The following is a 26,395-nucleotide window of genomic DNA, read 5'->3' as shown; positions in this document are numbered from 1 at the left end:
ATGGTGCTTATATGTACAAATAAACGTAAATTTATCTAAGTTTTCTACCGCTATGTTGAATAATATTTCTACGATAACAAGCTGTTAAGTGAAAGCTCATTTTAATCAAGTTGAAACAATCGTAGAAATGAGTCAAAACAAGAATTCAAGAATAAATTGTTCGATATGACACGCATTTATATTGCATATAAACAGCAATTTATCTAAGTTTGCCAAAGAAAACAAGTACACACTTTAATATACTTTCAAGCATTGAGTATTCTAGATAAAAAACGTTATACCATCACATCGGCATTACCTTATGCCAATGGTCCTTTACATATTGGACACCTTGCCGGAGCTTATATCCCAGGGGATATTTTTGTCCGCTATTTGCGTCTGAATCAAAAAGATGTAGTCTATGTATGTGGTTCAGATGAGCATGGTGCGGCGATTACCATCCGTGCAAAAAAAGAGGGCATCACCCCGCAACAAATCATTGACAAATACAATAAACAAATCAAAGAAAGCTTTGAGGAGTTTGGTATCTCTTTCGATATATATCACCGTACGTCGGAGCCCATACATCACCAGTTATCGCAGGATTTCTTCTTGAACCTTTACAACAAAGGTGAATTTGTGGAGAAATTTTCGGAGCAGTACTACGATGAGGAATACCATCAGTTTTTGGCCGACCGTTACATTACGGGAACTTGTCCAAATTGTAAGTCCGAAGGCGCCTATGGTGACCAATGTGAAAAGTGTGGGACATCACTTAGCCCAACAGATCTGATCAACCCAATTTCAACATTGAGCGGAAAAACGCCAGTTTTGAAAGAAACAAAACATTGGTATCTACCTTTGGATAAATACCAGCCTTGGCTTGAAAAATGGCTGATCGAAGGAAAGAAAAATATCCTTAAATCCAACGTTTTTGGCCAATGTCAATCTTGGCTTAAATCCGGTTTACAGCCGCGTTCAATGACAAGAGATCTGGATTGGGGCGTCGATGTACCTTTGGCTGAAGCAGAGGGTAAAAAACTATATGTTTGGTTAGATGCACCTATCGGGTATATCTCAGCAACAAAACAGTGGGCTTTAGACCATGGTAAAAACTGGGAAGACTATTGGAAAACCCATGAAAACCCAGCAGACGATTCTACGCTGATCCATTTTATTGGAAAAGATAATATTGTTTTCCACTGTATTATTTTCCCAGCGATTCTTCATGCACACGGCGACTATATTTTACCAGAAAATATTCCAGCCAACGAATTCCTTAACCTGGAGGGCGATAAGCTGTCCACGTCCAGAAACCATGCGGTTTGGTTACATGAATACCTACAGGAATTTCCTGACAAACAGGATGAATTGCGTTATGTATTGACATCCATATTACCGGAAACTTCGGATGCCGAGTTTACATGGAAGGATTTCCAAGCTAGGATCAACAATGAGCTCGTTGCTATTTTTGGAAACTTTGTCAACCGTGTCTTGGTACTTTACCACAAATATTTTGATGGCAAGGTATTGAACGGTTCGCCACTAACAGCTGTAGACCAAGCGGTACTGGATGAATTAAAAACATACCCTACTTCGATCAAATCGTCTTTGGAGCAATTCCGCTTCCGTGAGGCATTGGCAGAATTTATGAATGTAGCTCGTCTGGGCAATAAATACCTTGCCGATGAGGAACCATGGAAAATCATTAAAACAGATGAGGAACGTGTCAAAACAATCCTAAATGTAGCGGCACAGATCGTTGCTAACCTTGCCGTTCTTGCACAGCCCTTTTTACCGAAAACAGCGATCAAACTATTTGAAATGCTTAATTTTCCACAAGGGAACTGGAACGACGCAGGTTCAGATGCTTTGATCCAAGCTGGACACCAATTGGGTGAAGTGCAATTGTTATTCGACAAAATAACCGATGAACAAGTCGACTTCCAATTGAATAAGCTTGCCGAGGCAAAAGCAAAAAATCTAGCTGATAATGCAAAAGTTGCTCCAGCGAAAGAAAACATCAGTTTTGACGATTTTGTTAAAATGGATATCCGTGTCGGAACGATTACAGCAGCCGAAAAAGTTGCGAAAACAAAAAAATTGTTGAAATTAACAATCGATACTGGTATTGATACACGCACGGTCGTTTCGGGTATCGCAGAGTTCTTTAGTCCGGAAGAAATCGTAGGCCGTCAGGTATCTATTTTGGTTAACCTTGAACCTCGTGAAATCAAAGGAATTATGTCACAAGGAATGATCCTGATGGCAGAAGACGCTGATGGTCGACTTGATTTTGTCAAACCAGATACAACAATTAAAGTAGGAAGTACAGTACGCTAATTTAAAACGTACATTCCTTTTATATTAAACGGGACTATCAAACTTTCTTGGATAGTCCCGTTTTTATGCCATTTTATGCATCGCGCCCTCAACAGCATTTCAGCTATTCATTCTCGAAGGGTTTGACCAGACTTTTAGCCCCTTCACTTTTTTCTGTTATTACTTTCGCTAGAACAGTATACTCTGCAAACGCTTCTTAAACGCCTTCTCATCCAGATAGTCATAAACGGTATCTTTCAGCTTCTTTACGATTTCTGCTCTGGATTCCGCAACAACTTTTTTCTTTTTGGTCAGGACATTCGAAAATGCTGCATTGGTAATTTCGACCTTTGTGGCAAACATATTTACATTCATACTTGGGATGGATATCCCCATCACTAAGCCCGGGAGTCCGTGTATAAGTTCAGGACCACCGGAGATGGGTATTTGCCCCGCAAAAAACGCAACCACATAGACCGAATCTTGAATAATTCCATTGGCTCTTCTGCAGTCATATCCTGCAATATTTCGGTATTCATCGGTGTACTTCCATTTTACAGTAGGCAATGAATCTTTAAGCAAGAGCTGATCATCTCCAAAGGGGAGCAATTTTAAGAATTCCTGATTCTGGAAATTAATGTACGTTTTTGAATCCGGAAGAATAGAATTATAGTAAGTCACATTACGATAATTTGCAGGATAATCTTCCTGCACCGTTTCAAACAGGGTTTCATTATCGTAAAATTTCAGAATATGGTGGGTCACCACCTCTGCAGGCCCATTCTTTACCGCATTGTCGACCATCAGCTTATCCCAGGTATCTAGATCGGGTTTGCTGAGATAATTACGTTTTAAGAAATTCTGCACATGAAACTTCCGTTCATAAGTCACCGTTCCGCTGCTCGGAAAATACGCGTGTTGTGCACGGGCTACTCCTGAGCTCAGCAATAATACCCAGACCATCAACTTTATATACTTACTCATTTGGCATCTCCTTTCATCTGTAAATAATTTAATTTTTCCATCGGCCAGATGGAGCTTACCATGATTAAATTCATGGAAATCATTGAAAACAAAATCGTTAATTTAATCATGGACGGTTCATTGTTGTAAAATTGTAGATTACTTTTAGCATTCCATAACGACGCAGTACATCGTTGCTGGTCTGTATAAATGAAGTTCCATTTTGATAACGGTACACCCCATTATTTTTGTTTAAAATATCGTTGACAAATACCTGTACTTCCAAAGACTTATCTTTCAATAATTTTTTGGAAACATAGCCATTCATATTAATGATATTAATGGATTGCAATGTTTTCGTCGCTGCCTGATAATTCTGGTTTGTCGACAGGGAAATTTTGAAGTCTTTTGGTAAATAATACGTAATCTCCGAGAACGTCCTAAATTTAAAAGTCGTGCGATTTAACTCAGGTTGCAAATAGGAATTCATCTGCTCCACACCAGGGCTCATGGAGATGTAAAAATCCATTTTATTTGCCTTGTACCGACTGAAGCCAAGGCTCGGCGCCACACTCCATGTTTGATTTCTATTGAGCTCAGGATCTTCGTTGTAAGTAGATAAATAGCTAAACTGGCTGTTATACTGCGCGTTCATACCCAAGTTCATTTTTAATCCCCATTTTTTCTTCAATACAAAACTGTATCCTCCACCGCCATACATACGCCAATTGTCTTTATCAATATTCACGTAGGAAATTTGCTGCGTACCTTTATCTAGATCATAGCGTACGCTATTGTTGATACTTTTCTTTCCTTGATCTGCACTGACATAAAAATAAATACTCTGGTCTTTTAACTGCTTGTAGTTGTTGAAATTAATTGAATAGGAGTTGTTAAAGCCCGCTTCCAGATCTGGATTGTCCAAATACTCGACGAGTGGCTGGGCATTTTGTTTCAACGGCTCTATTTGCGTCAACGATGGCTGGCTCGTGCGGCCGCTGTATCGGAAGCTCACATTTTTGCTTTTCGAGATTTTGTAGTTGACGGAAAGGACTGGAGCAACAGAAGTCTGGTTCCGCTGTAGTATTGTATTCAGGTTGTTATAGGTTCTCTTGACCTGCTCAAAATCAACCCTATTGCTCAAATTTACAGTTAATGTGTTGGACTTGTAGTTCAAGGAGGCGTTGACACCATTTTTTAAACTGTTAAAATCAAAATCGTTGAGCAGGTTTTCGTCCAATACCGTATATTTTCCTGTAACCGGATCTCTATCAAATGACTGATTGAGTGTTTCCGATTTATCTAGATTGAATGCATAACCTATTGCAGCAGTCAACCTTTTAGACAAAGGCTCCGAATAGGTTACTGAAGCACCATACGTATTGTTGGCCAACTTATCATTTTTATATTGATCGATCAAGGTTGTATCTCCGGAACTTTGGAAGAAATTTTCCGAAAAATACTGTGTCTTGTTACGATTTTGATCTGTATTCGCATTGACATTGAAAGTAATGGAGCGGCGGTCCTTTTTAAAACGACGTGTAAGCATCGCATTTACATTAAACTTATCCTGATCGTTATTTAAATCTGTCTTGGACGAAGTCCGTGTAATCAATGTGCCATCCAATTTACGCTGGTCTGCTTCGGAATTGGATAAATTGTCGCGGCTAGATTTGGTAAAGCCCATAGTGACAGTCAAGTCTGCGAGCGAATCAAGCTTATAGTCATACCTTAAATTCGCGATATTGGCCTGTGTTTCGGTTTCAGATGCTGTCACATTATTATCGACCTGCGCACGTTCAGGAAGATTGTTCTGCGCATTATAGGTACTTGTATTATTGACATTGATCTGATTCCGTTTGAAGTTGACATTGATCTTATGCTTATCATCTTTGGATTTGTCGGAATAACTTGCGCCCATGTTCACGGCCTTAGGCACGCCACCACCATAGTAATTACCATCCCATCCACCGTCGGAGCCATCACCACTAGAAGAAATCATGATGCCGCCGCCGTCCATCATCTGTACATTGCTGCTTCCGCCCACACCATATTTTTGGCTATCTTCAAATCCTAATCCGACCATTCCATCATTGGCGAGAATGCCATAAGCTGCAATTTTCTGCGATCCCTTAAACTTATTGAGCATGACTTTTCCGCCATAATATTTATCTGTACCAGCTCCCGCAACAGCTTGGCCGAACATTCCTTTTTTCTTATCTTCTTTGAGCTTAATATCAATTGTCTGCGTTCGTTCGCCATCATCTACTCCGGTACGTACAGCAAGATCTGATTTCTTCTCATACACTTGTACCTTGCTAACCATATCTGACCGAATATTCTTGGTAATCAGGGTTGGATCATCACCAAAAAACTCTTCCCCATCAAGCAATACCTTTTTTACTTCCTTGCCCTGAGCAATGATCTTGCCTGATCCATCCATCGTAATACCCGGCAAGACCTTCAATAGGTCCTCTACTTTAGCATCCTTCTCTACTTTAAAACTACCGGCATCGTATTCGATGGTGTCGCCTTTAATAACCACAGGAATTTTGCCATTCACCTGCACCTCCTCCAATAGTAGCGCTGCTTTGGATAGCTTTACAATACCAATATCTAGATCTTCGGCGGCCACATGGATATCTTTTACCAAGTCAGCATACTGCGGATAGGAAACCACCATTTTATAGGTACCGGTGTCGAGATTGGCAATTTGGAATGTTCCATTTTCTTTCGTCCGACCGAATTTAACCAAAATCGAATCTTTGGGACTGAGCAGCGCGATTGAAGCTTGATGTAGTTTTGCAAGATCTTTGATATCGGCCACCGATCCCACAAGTTTATGTTGTGCATAGGACTTGGAACTCAGGACTGAAAATAAAAGAAACAAAACTAGGGAATAGGTTAGTTTCATAAAATTTCGTTTATATATTGTCGAGGTAAATATATACATGTTGCTACGGAAAATTCGTAAAATAATGTTAAATAATTATGCAGTTAATAAAATAGACTTGGCTCCTTCAAATAAAACACGATAATTCACGCTATACCAATAACTTTACCGCATAAAAAAAGAGGCGTAACTTATTTGTTACGCCTCCAGTCTAAATAGAAAAATATATTTTATTTCCTTTAATCTACATTTAGGTTCAATTCTTTTTCCTTATTGATTAAATGGGCAATACTTGTATCATTTAAAATCTGCAACATGGCATTTCTCACCTCTACAAAAGTATCGCGTATGCCACAGGCATGCTCTTGTGTACACTCTTCGCAGGAGCGGTAGAAGTTCAAGCTCACGCAGGGTAGCAAGGCTATGGGGCCATCAATCAGGCGCATCACCTGCGATAAAAAAACATCTTCGGGAGCCTTATTGAGGCTATAACCACCTCCAGCACCTTTTTTGCTATAGAGAATTCCGGCATTTCGCATTTCAAGTAGAATTTGTTCCAAGAATTTTTTTGGAATATTCTCCTCCTGCGCAATCTTCACGATTTGCATCGGCTCATTACCGTAATTACGACCAAGCACCATCAGTGCCTTTATTGCATATTTTGTCTTTTTGGACAGCATAATTTGTTAACCCCCTGTTGAATTGCAAATTTACGTTTTTTATTCAATAGAATAAAACCTTCATGATTTCACGCATGCAGCAACAGTTTCCTTATTGCCCCAATACCGCCGTGATCGGTTTTCCGATGCTACCATTGGGCTCAGTGATGTGGAGTAGTGAAGAAATTGTCGGTGCAATATCCACAATATGTACCTCCGTATTAGATACACCCGGTTTAATTCCCCAACCCATAAATACTAAAGGAATATGGGAATCATAGCCAGACCAGGTACCATGTGTTGTCCCGGTGGAGCGCGGCGTGCCGTCATACCATTGTGGCTCACAAACGATCTGAATAGCACCACTACGTTTAAAGTTGTAACCGTTGATCATTTTTTCGCGAATAGGCGCCGGGATCATCAGACTTTCCCCTTTTTCCATATCAGCCACATATGCGACACCTTCGGTATGGCGAAGTTCACGAATGATGGTCTCTTTTATTTTATCACGATCCAAGTTCAACGAATCAATCAATTGATTATTTAAGTGCACCTGGTAGTTCATCATACTTTTAACAAGCTTCTCTTGTCCAAATTTCTCTTTAAGGGTTTTGTTAAGTCCTGTGATAATCTGACGGGAATAGAAATAACCACCATTTCCTTTCATATCCATAAAGAAACGAGAGTTATAAGAAGCGCCATGATCTGCTGTCAGGAAGAACGTGTAGTTACCCTTGCCCACCGTCTTATCGAGGTAGTTGAAGAAATCGGCAAGCTGTTTATCGAGCTGCAGATAGATATCTTCAATCTCCACTGCTGTCAATGAGTAACGGTGTCCAACGTAGTCTGTTGCAGAAAGGCTCACACAAAGGAAGTCGGTATTTTTAGTTGGGTTATTTCCCATCTGCTCATTTTTGATTGCTTCCATAGCCAGATCCAACGTAAACTGATTTCCCATTGGTGTGGTTTTGATCAGCTCATAGCCTTCGTCTTTCATTAGCTTAGAAGTCGCACGCGGCAAAGTCGGTTTTTCTTCACCTGGGTACTTACCTTCGTAGATGTTATCATCTGCAATACTGTTGGCAGCATAGCTGCTGATATCATACATGGGTTTCCAGTCGCCTTTCAGGTATTTTTCGGCCAATTTTTTCTTGTTGAAGTCTACGACCCATTTTGGCAGTTTATCCATATAGAAATTAGAGGTGATCCAATCGCCTGATTTAGCTTCAAACCAATATGCTGCATCGGCAAAATGCCCCGCCGGTAGAATACCGCCGCGGTCTTTGATCGCGATACCGATCACTTTGGATTTAAAGTTAGAAGCGAGCTTCAATTGGTCCGTTACGGTCGATGCAAGTAAATTACGTGGAGACTGCTGTCCCTCCTTGGCTGTAGTACCTACACCAACGACATTATCGTCCTGCGTACAGTACATATTTTTACCCGTCTGTTCTTCAATCCAGTCATTGCCCGCAATACCATGTATGGAAGGAACGGATCCTGTATAGACCGAACTGTGTCCAATAGCGGTGTATGTCGGAATATAATTAATCAATGTATTTTCACAGGAGAATCCTTCTTTCAAAAGTCGTTTGAAACCATCATTTCCATATCGATCTGCAAAACGATATAAATAATCCCAACGCATTTGATCTACCATCAGGCCGACAACCAATTTTGGTCTTTCCGGTTGTTGCGCCATGGACGAAAGCGCCGCTATTCCAAGGACGACACTTAAAAAAAATCTTTTAATCATAATCGTATTAAGTATTGAAATATTAGTTTTTTAATTACTGTATAGTATTCCATCAGACCTTAACAAAAGGAACAATAAACGGAACATATTGGCAGCTCCGTTGCCCTGAGACAGATTACTTCACTTCGCTAAAGTAGGATTTAATCTTTTAAATGTGTCTTTAAAAATTGACCTGTATAAGAATCTTTACAATGAATAAGTTCTTCAGGAAGTCCCGCAAAGACGAGCTTTCCACCTTTATTACCGCCCTCAGGACCAATATCGATGACCCAATCTGCCGATTTGATCATATCCATATTATGCTCGATCACTAATATACTGTTCCCTAAGGCAATCAGTGCATCAAATGATTTCAATAACTTTTTAATATCCTGAAAGTGTAAGCCTGTTGTTGGCTCATCAAAGATAAAAAGTGTCTTCTTGCTATTATTTCCCTTAATGAGGAAGGAGGCGAGTTTAATCCGCTGTGCTTCACCGCCAGACAATGTACTTGACGATTGCCCGAGCTTAACGTAGCCTAGTCCAACGTCCTGTAAAGGCTGCAATTTCGCTAATATTTTAGGCTGGTCTGCAAAGAATACGATCGCTTCATCAACACTCATCTCGAGAACATCTGCTACCGACTTGTTCTTATAGTGTACATCAAGCACAAACTGTTTAAATCGCTTGCCCCCACAGGCCTCACATGGCAAAACGATATCGGCCATAAATTGCATTTCAATTTTAACTTCACCTTCACCTTGACAGACATCACAACGTCCACCTTCAACATTAAATGAAAATGCCGCAGGTTTCAGTCCAGCAGCTTTGGCTGCCGCCTGGTTGGCATATAAGGCCCTGATTTCATCCCAGGCTTTCACGTAAGTCACCGGGTTGGATCGCGAAGAACGACCGATCGGGTTTTGATCGACCATTTCAACTTGTTCTATATGGGTAATATCCCCCTCGATCGCATCATAGACCCCAGTCTGTTCACCAGAGTAATTGCCTATCGACTTCTGCAATGCTGGGTAAAGGATACGTTTGACCAAGGAGGTCTTACCTGACCCTGAAACACCTGTCACCACAGTAAACGTATTCAATGGAAATTGTACATCAATCCCTTTGAGGTTATTCTCATGCGCTCCTTTAATGGTCACACTATTGGACCATGAGCGGCGCTTTTGGGGTACCTCAATCTGGCTTTTACCACTGAGGTATTGCCCCGTAAGGCTCTTTGTATCTTTCAGAATCTGCTGATATGTACCTGCGAAGACCATTTCGCCGCCATTGATCCCGGCTTCCGGTCCGATATCGATCAGGTAATCAGCCGCCTCCATCATCTCCTGCTCATGCTCGACCACCACAACCGTATTACCAACATCGCGCAGGGATTTCAGCACAGAAATCAGACGCTGTGTATCACGTGGATGAAGTCCAATACTTGGCTCGTCCAACACATAAATAGAACCTACGAGCGAACTCCCTAATGAAGTTGCCAGATTGATCCGCTGTGATTCCCCTCCAGAAAGGGTATTCGATAGCCGGTTCAAGGTCAGGTAACTTAATCCAACATCGCACAAAAATTGCAATCTATTATTAATTTCAGCAAGAAGTCTTTTGGCAATGACCAGTTCATTACCCACCAGCGGTAGGGTTTTAAAGAATTCCAAGGCTTCTTCAAGCGGCATCAAAACGATATCGGTGATAGACTTGCCCCCTACTTTCACATAAGTCGCATCTTTGCGTAAACGGGTACCGCGGCAATCCGGGCAATCTGTCTTCCCGCGGTAGCGAGACAACATCACCCGGTATTGAATTTTATAGGTCTGAGCTTCGAGCTCTTCAAAAAATTGAGTAAGACCTGCGAAATATTTATTTCCCGTCCACAGCAGCTGTTTCTGCGCCGCAGTCAGGTCCATGTAGGCACGATGTATTGGGAAATCAAATTTCAACGAACTTTTAACAAGCACTTGTAACCACTCGCCCATTTTCTCTCCTCGCCAAGGTGCAATTGCGCCATCGTAGACCGAGCGGCTTTTGTCTGGAATAACAAGATCAGGGTCAATACCAATGATCTTTCCATAGCCCTCACATCGACGACAGGCACCATAGGGGTTATTAAAACTGAAGAAATTTGGTGTAGGTTCTTCAAATGTTATTCCATCAAGTTCAAATTTATGGGAGAAATGATGTCTTTGACCATTTTCTTCCATATAGAGCTCACCCTTACCTTCGAAAAAACCTGTTTGGACAGAGTCAGAAAGTCGATTGACTGTATCATCGTCCTGTTCAACACGGACCCGGTCGACGACAATAAGCACTTCACCATCCTGAAGGTCTTTATTGGCGACGGCCTTATCATCGATAATAGCTTCGATTTTCTGCATGCTATCCCCAAAGACGACACGCACAAAACCTTTCTGTAACAGGAGCGACAGTTCTTCCTTAAGTTTACGTCCATGAGCAGGAATAAGTGGCGCGAGAAGTGTCACCGTTGTCCCCTCTTCCAAATTCAAGGCAAAATCCACCACTGAACTCACACTGTCTTTGGTCACCTCGCGACCAGATACAGGAGAAATTGTCTTGCCGATCCGGGCATACAACAATTTCAGATAATCATAGATCTCAGTGGATGTCCCCACCGTCGAACGGGGGTTGGACGTAATGACGCGTTGCTCAATGGCAATTGCAGGAGCGATACCTTTGATGTAATCCACCTCCGGTTTATTCATCCGTCCCATAAATTGTCTTGCGTACGAAGAAAGACTTTCGACATAACGTCGCTGTCCTTCGGCATAGAGCGTATCAAAAGCTAAGGAGGATTTTCCTGAGCCCGACATTCCAGTGATAACAACTAATTTATTTTTAGGGATATCAACGTCAATATTCTTTAAGTTATTAACTCTTGCGCCCTTTATCTGAATATATTCTTTTGGAGTGTGCTCCACCTGTTTACTCATAATAATCCTTATCTCACACAAAGTTACGTATTCTTGGCTGATTATATTCCTTTGAATTAAAAAGCTATTCGGTTTTCTGCCGGATGATACTTACTGTACCGGGGAGGAAAGAACAAAAAAACGTGATATCTCCCTAAGGCACTGCCAAGGCGAGGATTTAAATCATCAAAAAAAGCCCTCGAACAATGTTCGGGGGCTTTTTTTATAGCGCGTTCCGCTATTGACTATTGGAATTTCTTTGCGTTAACTTTACGCTCGTTTTCAGTCAAATAGATTTTACGTAGACGCATTGATTGTGGTGTCACCTCAATATACTCGTCAGCTTGAATATACTCCATACATTCTTCCAATGAGAATTTGATTGCCGGTGCAATGCGTGTATTATCATCAGAACCAGAAGCACGCATATTTGTCAACTGTTTTCCTTTGGTAACGTTGATCGTTAAATCATTGTCACGGATGTGTTCACCTAAAATTTGTCCTTCGTATACATCCACACCTGGATCGACGAAGAAACGACCACGGTCTTGTAATTTATCAATGGAGTACGCAGTTGTTGAACCTGTATCCAAAGAGATCAATACACCTGCCAAACGACCAGGAATTGTACCTTTCCAAGGCTCGTAACCTTTCAAACGGTGTGCCATAACAGCTTCACCCGCTGTTGCTGTCAACACGTTGTTACGTAAACCGATAATACCACGAGAAGGGATAGAGAACTCAAGATGTTGCATATCTCCTCTAGCTTCCATAATCAACAACTCACCTTTACGTTGGGTCACCAACTCAATTACTTTTCCTGACACATCAGAAGGAACGTCAACAACAAGTTCTTCGATTGGCTCACATTTTTGACCATCGATTTCTTTGATGATAACTTGTGGCTGGCCTACTTGCAATTCATAACCTTCACGACGCATTGTTTCGATCAATACCGACAAGTGAAGGATACCACGTCCGTATACCAACCAAGCATCTGGAGACTCTGTAGGAACGACACGTAGTGCTAAGTTTTTCTCCAACTCTTTTTGTAAACGATCGTAGATGTTACGTGATGTTACCAATTTACCTTCTTTACCGAAGAAAGGAGAGTTATTGATGGTAAACAACATGTTCATTGTTGGTTCATCAATGCTGATAACTTCCAATTGCTCTGGATTTTCAAAATCTGCAATGGTATCACCGATATCGAAACCTTCGATACCTACTACGGCACAGATATCACCTGCATTTACTTCAGGCACTTTGATGCGGCCAAGGCCTTCAAATACCTGTAGTTCTTTTACACGTGATTTCACAACTTTTCCGTCGCGTTTCACCAAAGAAACCGGTTGGTTTTCTTTGATTGTACCACGAGCAACACGACCGATAGCGATACGTCCTACGAAAGTTGAGTAATCCAACGATGTTACCTGCATTTGTAAAGTACCTTCAGATACTTCTGGTGCAGGGATATATTTGATGATGGCTTCCAACAAGTCGGTGAAGTCTTCAGTACGATTTTTCCAATCTGTAGACATCCATCCTTGTTTTGAAGAACCGTACAATACTGGGAAGTCCAATTGCTCTTCAGTAGCACCTAAGTTGAAGAATAGGTCAAAAACATGTTCGTATACTTCTTCAGGACGACAGTTTTCTTTATCGACTTTATTGACAACGACGATAGGTTTGATACCTAAACCTAGCGCTTTACCTGTAACGAAACGTGTTTGAGGCATTGGGCCTTCAAAAGCATCGACCAATAGCACTACTCCATCAGCCATCTTCAATACACGCTCTACTTCACCACCGAAATCGGCGTGACCTGGGGTATCGATGATGTTGATTTTAACACCTTTATATGTTACTGATACGTTCTTAGATACAATAGTGATCCCGCGTTCACGCTCTAAATCATTATTGTCTAGGATTAATTCACCAGCATTTTCATTTTCTCTGAATTGATTGGTAAAATATAAAATTTTGTCTACAAGCGTAGTTTTACCGTGGTCGACGTGAGCGATGATCGCAATGTTTCTAATGTTTTGCATTGAGCAAGAATATTTTTATAAAATTTTAGGGTGCAAAGATAAACATTTTGCACCATAAAATTTATAACTATGTGTATTTTATTTAATTACACCTAATTCTTTACCTACTTTGGTAAAGGCGGCGATTGCTTTATCCAGGTGAGCAACTTCGTGTCCTGCCGAAATCTGCACACGGATACGGGCTTTTCCCTGAGGTACAACGGGATAGTAAAAACCGATCACATAAATTCCCTCGTCCAACATCTTGGCTGCGAACTCCTGCGCTAATTTCGCGTCATACAGCATCACAGGCACGATTGGATGGAAACCTGGCTTGATATCAAATCCAGCAGCCGTCATTTTTTCACGGAAGTAGATCGTATTGGATTCCAGTTTATCACGCAATGCAGTTGTCTCACTCAGCATGTCCAAGACCGCAACAGAAGCTCCTGCAATTGCGGGGGCTAGGGTGTTCGAAAATAAATAAGGACGTGAACGCTGACGTAACAAATCGATGATCTCTTTTTTACCAGAAGTAAAACCACCGGAAGCACCACCTAGCGCCTTACCCAACGTACCTGTAATGATATCTACACGATCAATTACATTGAAAAGCTCGTGCGTACCACGTCCAGTTGCACCGATAAATCCTGTACAATGCGATTCATCGATCATCACGAGCGCCTGGTATTTATCGGCTAGATCACAGATCTGGTCCAATGGAGCTACAGATCCATCCATCGAAAACGCGCCATCTGTAACAATGATTTTATGTCGAGCACCGGATGCAGCCTGCAATTGCGCTTCCAAATCAGCCATATCCGCATTTTTATAACGGAAGCGTTGTGCTTTACACAAACGAACACCGTCTATGATAGAAGCATGATTTAATTCGTCTGAAATGATGGCATCTTCGGCACCAAATAATGGCTCAAACACACCACCATTCGCGTCGAATGCTGCCGCATATAAAATAGTATCTTCTGTTCCGAGGAACGTAGAAATTTTTGCTTCTAATTCTTTATGCACATCTTGGGTACCACAGATGAAACGTACGGAAGACATTCCATAACCATGTGTATCAATCGCTTTCTTAGCAGCTTCGATTACTTTTGGATGTGAAGAAAGTCCCAAATAATTGTTCGCACAAAAATTGACAACTTCTTGTCCTGTACTCACTTTGATGTCTGCTCCTTGGGGAGTAACGATCACTCGCTCTTGTTTATACAATCCCGCTTCTTTGATTGCTTCCAATTCCTTTTCTAAAACTGGTTGTAATGTATTGTACATAATTCGATTTTATTTTTTTATACAATATTACAGTTTTTTCATTGGAATAAGTTGCTTCACCTTTCGAGACAAGGGCTATTCACGGAGAATTCACCCCAAATCAATGATTTGGTAACATTAAACCGATTGCATAAAATTCCTTTTTTCAATCGATCTACTTTTCCTCTTGCTTTGATAGCGACCAACTGGGCGACAAGCCCTAGACATCTTCGTCCTGCAAGCAGGGTGTATGTAAAAATAGAGCGATAGGGGGGCCAATGTGAATTACTCGTAACGAAGCGCATCGACTGGATCCAGTTTAGATGCTTTTGAGGCCGGGTAATAGCCCGATAGCATACCGACGAGTCCACATACCGCAAAACCCAAAATAATCGCTCCCCAAGGTATAATAAAAGATGTGCCGAGCTGCAGCGCCAGAATATTACCAATCAAGATACCAATAAAGATCCCGGCGACACCTCCAATCATACAGATCACAATGGCTTCCATCAGAAATTGTTTGCGTATAACACTCGGTGTTGCACCGATTGCCTTACGAATACCGATCTCTCGCGTACGTTCGGTGACCGAAACTAACATGATGTTCATCAATCCGATTGAAGCTCCCACAAGGGTTATAAAAGCGATCACCACTGCACCCAAAGTAACCATAGCCATATTTTGCATCAGCATCTGGGCAACCGCATCTGATTTGGTGATTTCAAAATCATTTGACTGCCGTGATGCCAATCCGCGAATATTTCGAAATACGATGGTAGCTTCGCCGATTGCGGCTTCCAATCGCATGGGGTCATTGGAAGAAACAGTGATCACATAGGAAGGCTCGGTACCTTGCATCACTGCCCGGGCCTTGATCAGGGGAATAAAGCAGGCTCTGTCCCCACCCATCCCGGCAGAGGAACCTTTACTTTTTAAGACTCCTATCACCAAATAGCGGATATTGTTAACCGTAATAAACTGTCCTATTGGATCAATAATTTCGTTGAATAGCATTTTACTCACTTCACTACCGATGATGATCACGCCACTACCTGTTTCAACCTCCCGCGTAGAAAAATTACGGCCTTCGCTGACAACATACCCTGATGTCTGCAGATAATTTTCATCTGTCCCGATCAGGCCGATATTGGGGTTTGTCTTTTTGGATTGATATTTTGCGGTCGTATTCCAACTCACATTGGCACTGATTGATGTCAACGCATTAAAGTGAAAATCCTGTCTGAACCTTGCAGACTGTGCGTAGGTAATATTAGCAAAGACTTTTGAGCGAGTCCCTTCATTACCGATCCGAACATTCAATCCCCTGTTGCGTATGTTGAAGGAATTGGATCCCATCGACGAAAAGGAATCTGTCAGCGAGTTTTTCATGGCATCAATCGAGGTCAATACTCCTATTAATGCCATCATCCCTATGGCAATGATCAGTGCTGTTAAAAATGTCCGCAGCTTATTCCCTACAATGGACTGTAGTGCAAGCTTGACATTTTCAACATAAGACATTTTTACGGCCATAGAGCTGGTATTTATAATTTGTAGGGATGAAAATACTGTAATTCCAGCACAAAACCAAAAAGGCAATTTACTTCCTAGAAATAAATTGCCTTTTTGGTGGAATCTGACCTATCCATGCAAGCGGATTATTTTGATTTTGCAGCCATTTTCTATCTTAATTAATTCTTTTCCATGTCTCGGTGCGTCCAAGTAAGCTCACACCCACATAACCTCTGATATCAAGCTTATCGCCTTTTAAGGTCATCTTGCAGCTATACGTTTTGCCCGACTTCGGATCATAGATCTTTCCGTCAACATACGTATTGCCATCTTTATCAAAATTGGTCAAGATTTCTAGCCCTTGTACATTTCTACTCTGCAGTGCTTTATCTGGATTTTTTATATCTTTCTTCGGTTGACCGGCTTCATTATTTGGAAATTTCAGCCAATAGAGCTTACCAAAAAACTTATCGCCTTTCTTGTAAATTTCAACACGGCCTTCGCCGCTTGGGTTTTCCCACTTTCCGATGATGGGATCTGTTTGCGCAAATAATGCTACTGTAGTCAGCAGCATTATGAATGACATCATAATTTTCTTCATGGGTCTATTATTTTGTGAACTTAATTCTTTCAATTTTCCCTGCTATTGGTGATCCGACCGCTTGTTTAAATGACTATCACCTGTTTAAATGACTTAAGTACGTCTTTCAATTCTTTTCCACCATCGGCAACCGTCATACATGACACGCATAATTGTTGATGACCATACGGCTATAGCATGCATAGCTTCTGAATAAATATACAAAATATTTACTATGCTTGCATATATTTTTTATTCCAGTATTGCTATTTATCAAACAGCTCCCGCTTACTAATACCAGTTAACGGTCCATCCATCCATCCATCCATCCATCCATCCATCCATCCATCCATCCATCCATCCATCCATCCATCCATCCATCCATCCCAAAGATTTAAATGCGATAATCTAAACAAAGTTTGGCATTGGGTTTGTACGACAATTATTATATTATTACTTTATTTACTCTTTATAAATTAGCACATATTATGAAATTTATTATTAGTCTTTTACTTACTGGTCTGGTAGTCGCAATTGCTTGCTGGGTTGTTCCTGGTGCTGAAGTTGCTGGTTTCGGTTGGGCTATCGTTACGGGACTTGTCATTGGATTTGTCAACGCGACTGTGGGATCGATTTTAAGGTTATTTACGTTCCCATTGAATTGGCTTACCCTTGGTCTAGTTTCCTTTATTATTACCGTATTGATGGTCTTGTTGACCGATTCACTACTTGGATCCAAATTTGATGTACATGGATTTTGGACCGCAGCGCTGTTTGCCATTGTCGTTGCCATATTGGAAATGATTATTGGCAGTACTTCGAAAGATTAAAAATACATTCAATAAAATAGCAGGCGTCCGCATCAATACATGTGGACGCCTTTTCATTGCTCAGCGATTGTCCCCCTTCCTTGCTGACAGCATCTTCCCTTACGGACAGCATCTGTCGTTTGAAAAACAGCTTGTTTACCGTTCCTATTCCTTTAAAATAATCGTCTAAAATAATTGCCCTTATGGGTGAGTTTATCCTCATTTCCCTCGCTTTTTACAGCAGAATTCGCTAAATTTAATTCTTTAAAAGAACCGCTGATATATGTGCGAACACAACCACGAGCATAGCCATGACACAATGGGGCACTCCCTTCCAACACAGGAGCGTCCTTGGTGGATTACCCAACGTAAACTCCTCATGGCTCTTGTCATTCTACTTACTTTACTCCTATTGAAATATGCTTTTAAGATCAGCCTTCCCTTTGGCATCAACTTGACCTTAAATAGCATCGCCTATCTTCTCGCGGGAATCCCCGTTATTCAAATGGCATTGCGCAAGGCAAGCCGTGGCGATATTTTTAATGAGTTCTTTTTGATGACCGTTGCAACATTGGGCGCTTTCGCTATTGGAGAATTTGAAGAGGGCGTCGCGGTAATGGTGTTCTATCAAATCGGAGAATGGTTTCAGGATACTGCCGTCGACAATGCCAAGAAATCAATCAAATCCTTATTAGATATCCGCCCTGACGCAGTAACGGTCATACGAAATGGGCAGCAACAGCAGATAAATCCAAAAACTGTCCAAATTGGCGAAATTATCCTTGTAAAAGCTGGAGAAAAAGTGGCTCTGGATGGTACATTGAAAACGGAAAGAGCCGCATTTAACACTGCTGCTTTGACTGGAGAGAGTAAACCCGATACAAAATATTCCGGTAATGCTGTCTTTGCAGGTATGATCAACTTAGAAACAGTTGTTCAAATCGAGGTATCCAGCGTATTTGAAGATAGCAAATTGAGCAAAATTCTGGAAATGGTTCAGGACGCCACTGCACGTAAATCCAAAACACAATTGTTTATCGCCAGATTTGCTAAAATATATGTCCCTATTATTTTCGGCCTTGCGCTTTTGGTCCTTATTTTACCCCTATTTTTTGTTCATGACTATAGTTTTAAGGACTGGTTCTACCGGAGTTTAGTCTTTCTGGTGATCAGCTGCCCCTGCGCCCTGGTCGTTTCCATTCCCCTGGGTTATTTTGGCGGTATAGGCTTAGCTTCCCGAAATGGTATATTATTTAAGGGCGGGAACTTCCTCGATGCCATCACTTCAGTCGATACCGTTATCATGGATAAAACGGGCACGCTTACAGCTGGTGTCTTTGAGGTAACGGAAGTTTTTGCCGTCAATGGAGATCCAGAGGAATTACTGAACTATGCGAAAGCCATTGAGGCACATTCAACGCACCCCATTGCGAAGGCGATCGCCAGTTATCATCCCGGCACTGCCGCATTGGAAGCCGAGAAAATCCAGGAAATAGCAGGCCACGGACTTTTCGCCACTGTTAACGGAAAGCCCACACTCGCGGGCAACAGCAAATTACTGGACAAATTCGATATTGGCTATCCGGCAGAGCTAAGGCAAATGGCATACTCCATTGTATTACTCGCCATCGAAGGTCACTATGCGGGTTATATTACTGTTGCGGATCGAATTAAACCAGATGCCAGGGCAGTGATCCAAGCCATGCATGCTCAAGGTTTGTATACAGTCATGTTATCTGGAGATAAAACAGCGGTGGTAGATGAAGTCGCCAAAGAACTTGGACTCGACAAAGCCTATGGCGATCTCCTTCCTGAGGATAAAGTGAGCCATGTACAGCAGCTGATTGACCAAGGACGCCGCGTTGCCTTTGCCGGCGATGGCGTAAACGACGCCCCTGTAGTTGCCTTAGCACATGTTGGCATTGCTATGGGTGGACTGGGAGCTGATGCAACTATTGAAACTGCTGATGTTGTGATCCAAAACGATGAGCCACACAAGATTTTGTCGGCCATAAAAATTGGCAAAATAACCCGAAGTATTGTCTGGCAGAATGTCATCCTGGCGATGGGAATAAAAATCATTGTTCTGATCCTTGGCGCCGGAGGCATTGCAACACTATGGGAAGCGGTCATCGCTGATGTGGGGGTAGCTCTTCTGGCGATTTTAAATGCCATTCGGATCCAACATAAAAAAGTTTAAAAACTGAGCGATCATGTAATGCCCAAAAAAGCACTGCCCCCAAAAAGTTAGATACTTTCTGAGGGCAGTCCTGTTGTATAAAGGATCTCTTTTAGATCCTAGTTAGAAATTTAATCCCGCCAAGCTTTATATGCATTGATCAATCCATTGGTAGAAGAGTCATGACTCGTAACCGTATTGGCGTCACTTAATTCCGGAAGGATTTGATTGGCCAATTGTTTACCTAGCTCCACACCCCATTGATCAAAGCTATAAATATTCCAGATCACACCCTGCACAAAAATCTTATGCTCATACAAAGCGATAAGTCGTCCTAAAGTGCGTGGCGTCATTTTTTTGAACAGGATGGAATTCGTTGGGCGATTACCTTCAAAAACTTTATAGGCTTTAAGCAACTCTATTTCTTGGTCCGATTTGCCTGCTTTCTTTAATTCGGCAACTACTTCTTCCTCCGTTTTGCCATTCATCAAAGCCTCAGTCTGTGCAAAAAAGTTGGACAATAACAATTGGTGGTGGTTTCCGATCGGATTAAGACTATTGGCAGGCGCAATGAAATCACAAGGAATCAATTTGGTTCCCTGGTGAATCAACTGATAGAAGGCATGCTGTCCGTTCGTACCAGGTTCACCCCATATAATCGGTCCAGTCTGATAATCCACCTGTTGACCATTACGGTCCACATATTTGCCGTTACTTTCCATATCCCCTTGTTGGAAATATGCAGCAAAACGGTGCAGATATTGATCGTAAGGGAGAATTGCATGGCTTTCGGCCTGGAAAAAATTATTGTACCATACACCAAGCAAAGCCAATATTACCGGAATATTGGATTCGAAGGGAGTTTCCTTAAAATGAACGTCCGCATCGTCGGCACCTTTTAAAAGTTCCTCGAAATTATCAAAGCCTATTGCCAAGCTAATGGAAAGACCTATAGCAGACCACAGGGAATACCGTCCGCCTACCCAGTCCCAAAACTCAAACATATTTTGAGTATCTATTCCAAAGGCACGTACTGCTTCTGTATTGGTGCTCAATGCTGCAAAATGCTTAGCGACATCCTCCTGAAGGGCTCCGCTCGCCAAAAACCAGTCTTTAGCTGTATGCGCATTGGCCATCGTTTCCTGCGTTGTGAAAGTTTTTGAAGCAATCAGAAACAAGGTTGTTTCAGGATCCACAGCTTTCAATGTTTCAGCAATGTGTGTACCGTCTACGTTGGAGACAAAATGTACATTTAAGCGCGTTTTATATGCTTTTAAGGCTTCTGTTACCATCACAGGACCTAGATCTGAACCACCGATACCGATATTCACCACATCTGTAATTTCTTTACCCGTATATCCTTTCCACTGACCAGCTATAATCTTTTCCGTGAAGGCTTTCATTTGTGCCAGCACGCGCTTAACGTCGGGCATGACATCCTTTCCGTCCACATAAACGGGCTGATCGGATTGATTTCGCAAAGCGGTGTGTAACACCGGTCTGTTTTCGGTCACGTTGATGCGCTCACCCGAGAACATCGCTGCTATCGCATCAGCAAGACCACATTCTTTAGCCAACTGGACCAAGAGCGCTTTTGTCTCTGCAGTAATCCGATTTTTGGAGTAATCCAAAAGTATATCTTCGAAAGCGATCGAGAACTTCTCAAAACGTGTGGGATCTGCGGCAAAAAGTGCACGTAGATCATTTTTTTCGCTATTGTTAGATAGACCTGATAAAGAACCAAAATGCTGCGCTAGATTCTTATAGGCCTCAGTCTTTGTAAAATTAATTTTTGGGAACATACTGTTTTTACTGAAATTATTTGTTTTAAACATCAATAAGAGCCTTCAGTATTTCATTGTTACACATCGTGTAGATCTTTAAATGAAGGTTTATTCCGTTGACAATACCAAAACTAAAAAAAAAAGGTCAAATTATCCCTATTTGGCAATCTATATTGGGCGCGAAGTTATTCGATAGAAGCACGAATTTATTAATTAAAATTTCTACTTTAGCAGATATGACAAAAGAACAAATTCAAGACTTGAGGGATCGTGTTACTTCCCTGAGGAGGCATCTTTGACATCGATGCACGCAAAGAAGAGATAGAAAGAGATCAAGCTATTACGCTTGAAGCAAGTTTTTGGGATGATTCCAAAGCTGCAGAGAAAATACTCTTGGCCATAAAAAACCAAAAGGTATGGACAGACCACTTCGACGAAGTTGCAGCGGCGGTTGAAGACGCCTATGTCATGTATGAATTCTTGCAATCTGGCGACGCGAGTGATAAGGAAGTGGACGACCAATATAAACTAGCTTTAGCGCAAGTCGAGGAACTCGAATTCAAAAACATGCTTAGCGCCGAAGAAGATCAGCTGGATGCAATTTTACAGATTACAGCTGGTGCCGGCGGGACTGAAAGCTGTGACTGGGCTGCCATGCTGATGCGTATGTATATTATGTGGGGCGAAAAAAATGGGTATAAAGTGACCGAACAAGATTCGCAGGAAGGTGACGTTGCAGGCATTAAGAGTGTAACCTTACAAATATCAGGCGATTTTGCTTATGGCTACCTTAAGGGAGAAAACGGTGTACACAGGCTCGTTCGGATTTCTCCGTTTGATTCCAACGCAAAACGCCATACCTCTTTCGCGTCTGTTTATGTTTATCCCTTGATTGATGATAATATTGAGATTGATGTGAAGGATTCGGAAATCGAATGGGACACGTTCCGTTCAGGTGGTGCAGGAGGTCAGAACGTAAATAAGGTGGAAACAGCTGTTCGATTACATCACAAACCTACTGGCATTATTATTAAAAATCAGGAATCCAGATCGCAATTACAAAACAAAGAAAATGCGATGCGCTTATTGAAATCACAGTTATATGAGATTGAAATGCGTAAACGCCAGGAAGCTACCGCTGCTATTGAAGGAAACAAAAAGAAAATAGAATGGGGATCCCAAATTCGAAATTATGTCCTACATCCTTACAAGTTAATTAAAGATTTACGGACCAATTACGAAACATCCAATACACAAGCTGTGCTGGATGGTGATCTAAATGATTTTCTAAAAAATTATCTAATGGAATTTGGCGGATAAAGACGATTTCGAAACTTGATGATATTGAAGACGTTCTCTTTTCGAGGCGTCTTTTTTTGTGCTGTCTGTTGCTTTTTTTATTTGGCTTCAGCTGAATTTCTTCAGTCCACCCATTGCCCCCTTTCCTACACAGTTTGTCACAAAAATTGTCAAATTCTCTTAATAATCAGCAGGCAAATGTTAAAAAACCTTAAAAGTCTACTGCCCATATCGTTATTATATTTTAATCGATTTTTATTACAAATCAAAATTAAAGCACTGAAAACAAACGACTTACTTATATCTTTTTTGTATCAAGAACGTTACAGTTTGAGCGGTCGGATCATTTTTGGCACAAAATAAAGGCATGTCTTTTGCGTTTATGCAATCGTAATATTTTCATTACAAATGATACCGATTGCGGTATCGATTAAATATAGAATGAACGAATGTATATCTAAAATAGAACGGTTATGAATTACATGAAAGAAAACTCGATCGTATCCAAGCAGATGACCAAACAATGGCAGCCTGCGGTATATGATGTAAATGCAGGAGAAAAGCGATCTGATCATACAGTGAGCAAAAACGAGGAAAGCAACTTTGGTCCAAGAGAATATGGTATTTTTGGAGCGACTTTTTTTATACTATTTGCGTCTGTTTTTGGCGTATACATGCTTCAACCCGATTTTGATGCGTTACGTTTCCAACGTTTAGACAGTATTGGCGGAACATTTTTGATTATTTTCGGGATACTTTTAGCGGCTATTGCCATCAGTTTTTTGATTTTTTTAATTGTACTTCACCGTAAATATAAGCCCATTGCTTCTGTATCGGACGATGAGCTACCTACTTGTACGATTATTGTTCCGGCTTATAACGAAGGGCAGTTAGTCTATGATACCTTACATAGTTTGGCTAGCAGTGATTATCCGGAGAAGAAACTTCAGATCATTGCCATTGACGACGGTAGTAAGGACAATACCTTTGCCTGGATACAACGTGCCAAAATGGAATTGGGCGATCGTGTTGAAATTTATCAGCAGCCCAAGAATATGGGTAAGAGACATGCTTTATACCGTGGATTTAAGTTAGGTACGGGAGAAATCTTTATTACGGTTGATAGTGATTCTATTGTTAAAAAGGATACCATACGTAATATGGCGAGTCCTTTTGTAACAAACAAGGAGTGTGGAGCAGTTGCGGGCAACGTGCGTGTATTGAATACCAAAAAAGCGATTATACCCCGTATGTTGAATGTTAGCTTCGTATTCAGCTTTGAGTTTGTACGTTCGGCGCAAAGTATGCTGGGCACGGTCATGTGTACACCAGGAGCCTTGTCCGGCTATCGTAAAGAGGCTGTCATGAACTGTTTGGAGGATTGGATTAACCAGACTTTTATGGGGCAACCGTCTGATATCGGTGAAGATCGCGCGATGACCAATATGATCCTAAAACAGGGGTATCATGTGTTATTTCAATCCAATGCATACGTTTATACCGACACTCCTGTACGTTACAAAAATCTGTACAAGATGTTTATCCGTTGGGAACGAAGCAACGTGCGCGAAAACATTGCGATGAGTAAATTTGCATTTAAGAATTTCCGTCAGGGACCTAAATGGGGAGCACGTATCTTATTGCTTATGCAATGGAAAAAAGTATTATTGTCTTATCCAATGATGTTGTTGATGCTGTGGACAGTATTTCATTATCCATTGATGTTCCTAAGCTCAACGTTGGTCGGTATCTTAATATTTTCCAGCATCCAGGCCTATTTCTTTGCTTCTAAAAACTCTGACACCAAAGAAGCTTTCTGGGCGTATAGTTACAGTATATTTTATGCCTTCAGCTTATTCTGGATTACACCGTATGCGATAGCGACAGCCGGACGCAGAGGTTGGTTGACAAGAGGTTAAAAGTAAAGCAAAGAACGTATATTTACAGCTATATATGAGAGATTTTAAGGTAAAAAAAATTGCCGTCATCGGCCAAGGATATGTGGGATTGCCATTAGCAATAGCATTTTCCGATTTTTTCCCGGTGATTGGATTTGACATAAATAAAACACGTATCGAAGAGCTTAAGCAAGGGCTTGACCGCACCCTAGAAACGGATCAAAAAGAGTTAAAACGGGCGCGAGATTTATTCCATACATCTAACCAAAACAAAGGTTATGATGCGAGTAATTCTATAGCTGACATTGCAGATGCAAATGTCTATATTGTAACTGTCCCAACTCCGATAGACCGTTATAATTCTCCAGACTTGTCCCCTTTGTTAAAAGCTTCTAAAATGCTTGGAGAGCTTTTGACAATAGGTGATTTGGTGATCTATGAATCTACTGTTTATCCTGGTTGTACTGAAGAAGAGTGTATACCTGTTTTGGAGACTTTCTCGGGATTAAAATTTAATCAAGATTTTTTTGTTGGCTATTCACCAGAACGCATTAATCCAGGCGATAAAGTAAATTCACTTCAAAAAGTCATGAAGGTGACTTCCGGAAGTACGCCTGAGGCAGGATTGGTGGTAGATGGACTTTATAAAAATATTATTGAAGCCGGGACACATTTGGCCCCCTCAATCAAAGTTGCCGAAGCTGCCAAAGTGATCGAAAATGCGCAGCGTGATGTAAATATTTCCTTTATGAATGAGCTCGCGCTAATCTTCGACCGAGTGGGCATAGATACACAGGACGTGTTAGATGCTGCAGGTACAAAATATAACTTCCTTCGTTTTAAACCGGGTTTAGTCGGAGGCCATTGTATTTCTGTGGACCCTTATTATCTTGCTCAAAAAGCAACTCAACTAGGCTATCATCCCCACGTCATTTTATCTGGCAGAGAGGTGAATGATCAAATTGCTTCTTTCATTGCTTCAAAAGTTGTTAAACTGATGATTCAAAAAAATATCAAATTTGAGGGAGCCAAAGCGCTGGTATTAGGTATTACATTCAAAGAAAATTGTCCCGATATTAGAAACAGCAAGGTCATTGACATGATCCATGACCTCCAAGAGTTTGGTTTAAAGGTAGATGTCTACGATCCATGGGTAAATGTAGATGATGTGAAATCACATTTCAATCTCGAGCTATTGTCATCTCTTCCTGAATCTGCAGATTATGACAGCGTTATACTTGCCGTTGGACACCGAGAATTTTTGCATTTGGATCTCAACAACTTAAAAAAGAACCCATCCGTTGTTTTTGATATCAAGGGCCTACTCGACCGAAAATTAGTGGATGCTCGTCTATAAGGAATTTATTTTGATTACATCGGTTACTTTATAAGATCTTGATCTACTTAAATTTGTAATAAGTAGATCAAGATTTTGTTAGTATTGACAACTATATCCCATCGGCAATGTTGAATCGGTAGTCAAGTCAGCTGCGGTTGTTCATCTTTTATAAACGACAAAACCTATTTGTCTGTCTCTACAAC

At 41.2% G+C, this 26,395-nt stretch carries 18 protein-coding genes; 6 read left to right on the top strand and 12 right to left on the bottom strand.

Translation table 11 applies throughout. The annotated features are described in order from the left end of the window. The first annotated feature begins 252 nt into the window (after positions 1–252). Positions 253–2,322 carry a methionine--tRNA ligase gene (metG, locus tag CBM24_RS00510; protein ID WP_088159808.1) on the top strand — a complete coding sequence of 690 codons (2,070 nt, stop codon included), beginning with the start codon at positions 253–255 and terminating at the stop codon, positions 2,320–2,322. Positions 2,323–2,490: 168 nt separating this feature from the next. On the opposite strand, the gene CBM24_RS00505 is transcribed toward metG, so the two are convergent. From CBM24_RS00505 to CBM24_RS27105, 10 genes are all read right to left on the bottom strand, one after another. Then, complete coding sequence (locus CBM24_RS00505) at positions 2,491–3,285, bottom strand: GLPGLI family protein (RefSeq protein WP_232475649.1); 795 nt, start codon at positions 3,283–3,285, stop codon at positions 2,491–2,493. A 106-nt stretch (positions 3,286–3,391) separates the two neighbouring features. After that, positions 3,392–6,178: an outer membrane beta-barrel protein gene (locus CBM24_RS00500; RefSeq protein WP_198386010.1), complete on the bottom strand. Its 2,787-nt coding sequence runs from the start codon at positions 6,176–6,178 to the stop codon at positions 3,392–3,394. 218 nt (positions 6,179–6,396) lie between these two features. Next, positions 6,397–6,837 (bottom strand): RrF2 family transcriptional regulator, encoded by a 441-nt coding sequence (locus CBM24_RS00495; protein WP_046673766.1) that lies wholly within the window; start codon positions 6,835–6,837, stop codon positions 6,397–6,399. A 91-nt stretch (positions 6,838–6,928) separates the two neighbouring features. Further along, complete coding sequence (pafA, locus tag CBM24_RS00490) at positions 6,929–8,572, bottom strand: alkaline phosphatase PafA (RefSeq protein ID WP_088159806.1); 1,644 nt, start codon at positions 8,570–8,572, stop codon at positions 6,929–6,931. 140 nt (positions 8,573–8,712) lie between these two features. Next, the gene (uvrA, locus tag CBM24_RS00485) at positions 8,713–11,514 is read right to left on the bottom strand and encodes an excinuclease ABC subunit UvrA (RefSeq protein ID WP_088159805.1); all 2,802 of its coding nucleotides are present in this window, start codon (positions 11,512–11,514) and stop codon (positions 8,713–8,715) included. Between the two features lie 224 nt (positions 11,515–11,738). Next, positions 11,739–13,544 carry a translational GTPase TypA gene (gene typA, locus CBM24_RS00480; protein WP_088159804.1) on the bottom strand — a complete coding sequence of 602 codons (1,806 nt, stop codon included), beginning with the start codon at positions 13,542–13,544 and terminating at the stop codon, positions 11,739–11,741. Positions 13,545–13,622: 78 nt separating this feature from the next. After that, entirely contained in the window at positions 13,623–14,813 is a 1,191-nt protein-coding gene (gene kbl / locus CBM24_RS00475; RefSeq protein ID WP_075990514.1) for a glycine C-acetyltransferase, read from the bottom strand. Between the two features lie 264 nt (positions 14,814–15,077). Beyond that, the gene (locus tag CBM24_RS00470; protein WP_088159803.1) at positions 15,078–16,325 is read right to left on the bottom strand and encodes an ABC transporter permease; all 1,248 of its coding nucleotides are present in this window, start codon (positions 16,323–16,325) and stop codon (positions 15,078–15,080) included. Between the two features lie 154 nt (positions 16,326–16,479). Then, on the bottom strand, positions 16,480–16,905 hold the full coding sequence (locus CBM24_RS00465) for a DUF2147 domain-containing protein (protein WP_046673759.1): 426 nt from the start codon (positions 16,903–16,905) through the stop codon (positions 16,480–16,482). Between the two features lie 245 nt (positions 16,906–17,150). Beyond that, entirely contained in the window at positions 17,151–17,300 is a 150-nt protein-coding gene (locus CBM24_RS27105) for a hypothetical protein (RefSeq protein WP_157698329.1), read from the bottom strand. A gap of 72 nt (positions 17,301–17,372) precedes the next feature. On the opposite strand from CBM24_RS27105, the gene CBM24_RS00460 reads away from it, so the two are divergent. After that, positions 17,373–17,714 carry a phage holin family protein gene (locus CBM24_RS00460; RefSeq protein WP_088159802.1) on the top strand — a complete coding sequence of 114 codons (342 nt, stop codon included), beginning with the start codon at positions 17,373–17,375 and terminating at the stop codon, positions 17,712–17,714. Here the strand turns inward: CBM24_RS00460 and CBM24_RS27100 are convergent. Further along, positions 17,689–17,916 carry a hypothetical protein gene (locus CBM24_RS27100; protein WP_157698328.1) on the bottom strand — a complete coding sequence of 76 codons (228 nt, stop codon included), beginning with the start codon at positions 17,914–17,916 and terminating at the stop codon, positions 17,689–17,691. The two genes, CBM24_RS00460 and CBM24_RS27100, sit on opposite strands and share 26 nt — an antisense overlap. Before the next feature lie 60 nt (positions 17,917–17,976). Between CBM24_RS27100 and CBM24_RS00455 the strand changes: the two genes are divergently transcribed. After that, entirely contained in the window at positions 17,977–19,893 is a 1,917-nt protein-coding gene (locus CBM24_RS00455) for a heavy metal translocating P-type ATPase (RefSeq protein WP_088159801.1), read from the top strand. A 110-nt stretch (positions 19,894–20,003) separates the two neighbouring features. On the opposite strand, the gene pgi is transcribed toward CBM24_RS00455, so the two are convergent. Next, positions 20,004–21,674: a glucose-6-phosphate isomerase gene (gene pgi, locus CBM24_RS00450; protein WP_088159800.1), complete on the bottom strand. Its 1,671-nt coding sequence runs from the start codon at positions 21,672–21,674 to the stop codon at positions 20,004–20,006. A gap of 218 nt (positions 21,675–21,892) precedes the next feature. Here pgi and prfB point away from each other — a divergent pair. From prfB to CBM24_RS00435, 3 genes are all read left to right on the top strand, one after another. Then, positions 21,893–22,976, top strand: a protein-coding gene (gene prfB, locus CBM24_RS00445; protein ID WP_157698327.1) for a peptide chain release factor 2 whose coding sequence is annotated in 2 segments (ribosomal slippage) — positions 21,893–21,952 and positions 21,954–22,976 — 1,083 coding nt in all. Because the reading frame shifts where the segments join, the coding sequence is not laid out codon by codon here. Between the two features lie 452 nt (positions 22,977–23,428). Beyond that, positions 23,429–24,874 carry a glycosyltransferase gene (locus CBM24_RS00440; protein WP_198386009.1) on the top strand — a complete coding sequence of 482 codons (1,446 nt, stop codon included), beginning with the start codon at positions 23,429–23,431 and terminating at the stop codon, positions 24,872–24,874. A 34-nt stretch (positions 24,875–24,908) separates the two neighbouring features. Next, positions 24,909–26,210, top strand: a complete 1,302-nt coding sequence (locus CBM24_RS00435; RefSeq protein ID WP_088159798.1) for a nucleotide sugar dehydrogenase — start codon at positions 24,909–24,911, stop codon at positions 26,208–26,210. The last annotated feature ends 185 nt before the right edge of the window (positions 26,211–26,395 follow it).

This window comes from Sphingobacterium sp. G1-14, assembly GCF_002196555.1.
Classification (GTDB): domain Bacteria; phylum Bacteroidota; class Bacteroidia; order Sphingobacteriales; family Sphingobacteriaceae; genus Sphingobacterium; species Sphingobacterium siyangense.
This window is presented reverse-complemented; position numbering and strand designations above follow the sequence as displayed.

Excerpts from the sequence above, each read along its gene's own strand:
- pafA (WP_088159806.1), bottom strand. The coding sequence starts at position 8,572 with ATGATTAAAAGATTTTTTTTAAGTGTCGTCCTTGGAATAGCGGCGCTT.
- CBM24_RS00500 (WP_198386010.1), bottom strand. The coding sequence starts at position 6,178 with ATGAAACTAACCTATTCCCTAGTTTTGTTTCTTTTATTTTCAGTCCTG.
- CBM24_RS00440 (WP_198386009.1), top strand. The coding sequence starts at position 23,429 with ATGAATTACATGAAAGAAAACTCGATCGTATCCAAGCAGATGACCAAA.
- CBM24_RS00435 (WP_088159798.1), top strand. The coding sequence starts at position 24,909 with ATGAGAGATTTTAAGGTAAAAAAAATTGCCGTCATCGGCCAAGGATAT.
- CBM24_RS00505 (WP_232475649.1), bottom strand. The coding sequence starts at position 3,285 with ATGAGTAAGTATATAAAGTTGATGGTCTGGGTATTATTGCTGAGCTCA.
- CBM24_RS00495 (WP_046673766.1), bottom strand. The coding sequence starts at position 6,837 with ATGCTGTCCAAAAAGACAAAATATGCAATAAAGGCACTGATGGTGCTT.
- pgi (WP_088159800.1), bottom strand. The coding sequence starts at position 21,674 with ATGTTCCCAAAAATTAATTTTACAAAGACTGAGGCCTATAAGAATCTA.
- CBM24_RS27100 (WP_157698328.1), bottom strand. The coding sequence starts at position 17,916 with ATGAGGATAAACTCACCCATAAGGGCAATTATTTTAGACGATTATTTT.
- CBM24_RS00465 (WP_046673759.1), bottom strand. The coding sequence starts at position 16,905 with ATGAAGAAAATTATGATGTCATTCATAATGCTGCTGACTACAGTAGCA.
- CBM24_RS00460 (WP_088159802.1), top strand. The coding sequence starts at position 17,373 with ATGAAATTTATTATTAGTCTTTTACTTACTGGTCTGGTAGTCGCAATT.
- CBM24_RS00470 (WP_088159803.1), bottom strand. The coding sequence starts at position 16,325 with ATGGCCGTAAAAATGTCTTATGTTGAAAATGTCAAGCTTGCACTACAG.
- kbl (WP_075990514.1), bottom strand. The coding sequence starts at position 14,813 with ATGTACAATACATTACAACCAGTTTTAGAAAAGGAATTGGAAGCAATC.
- typA (WP_088159804.1), bottom strand. The coding sequence starts at position 13,544 with ATGCAAAACATTAGAAACATTGCGATCATCGCTCACGTCGACCACGGT.
- uvrA (WP_088159805.1), bottom strand. The coding sequence starts at position 11,514 with ATGAGTAAACAGGTGGAGCACACTCCAAAAGAATATATTCAGATAAAG.
- CBM24_RS00455 (WP_088159801.1), top strand. The coding sequence starts at position 17,977 with ATGTGCGAACACAACCACGAGCATAGCCATGACACAATGGGGCACTCC.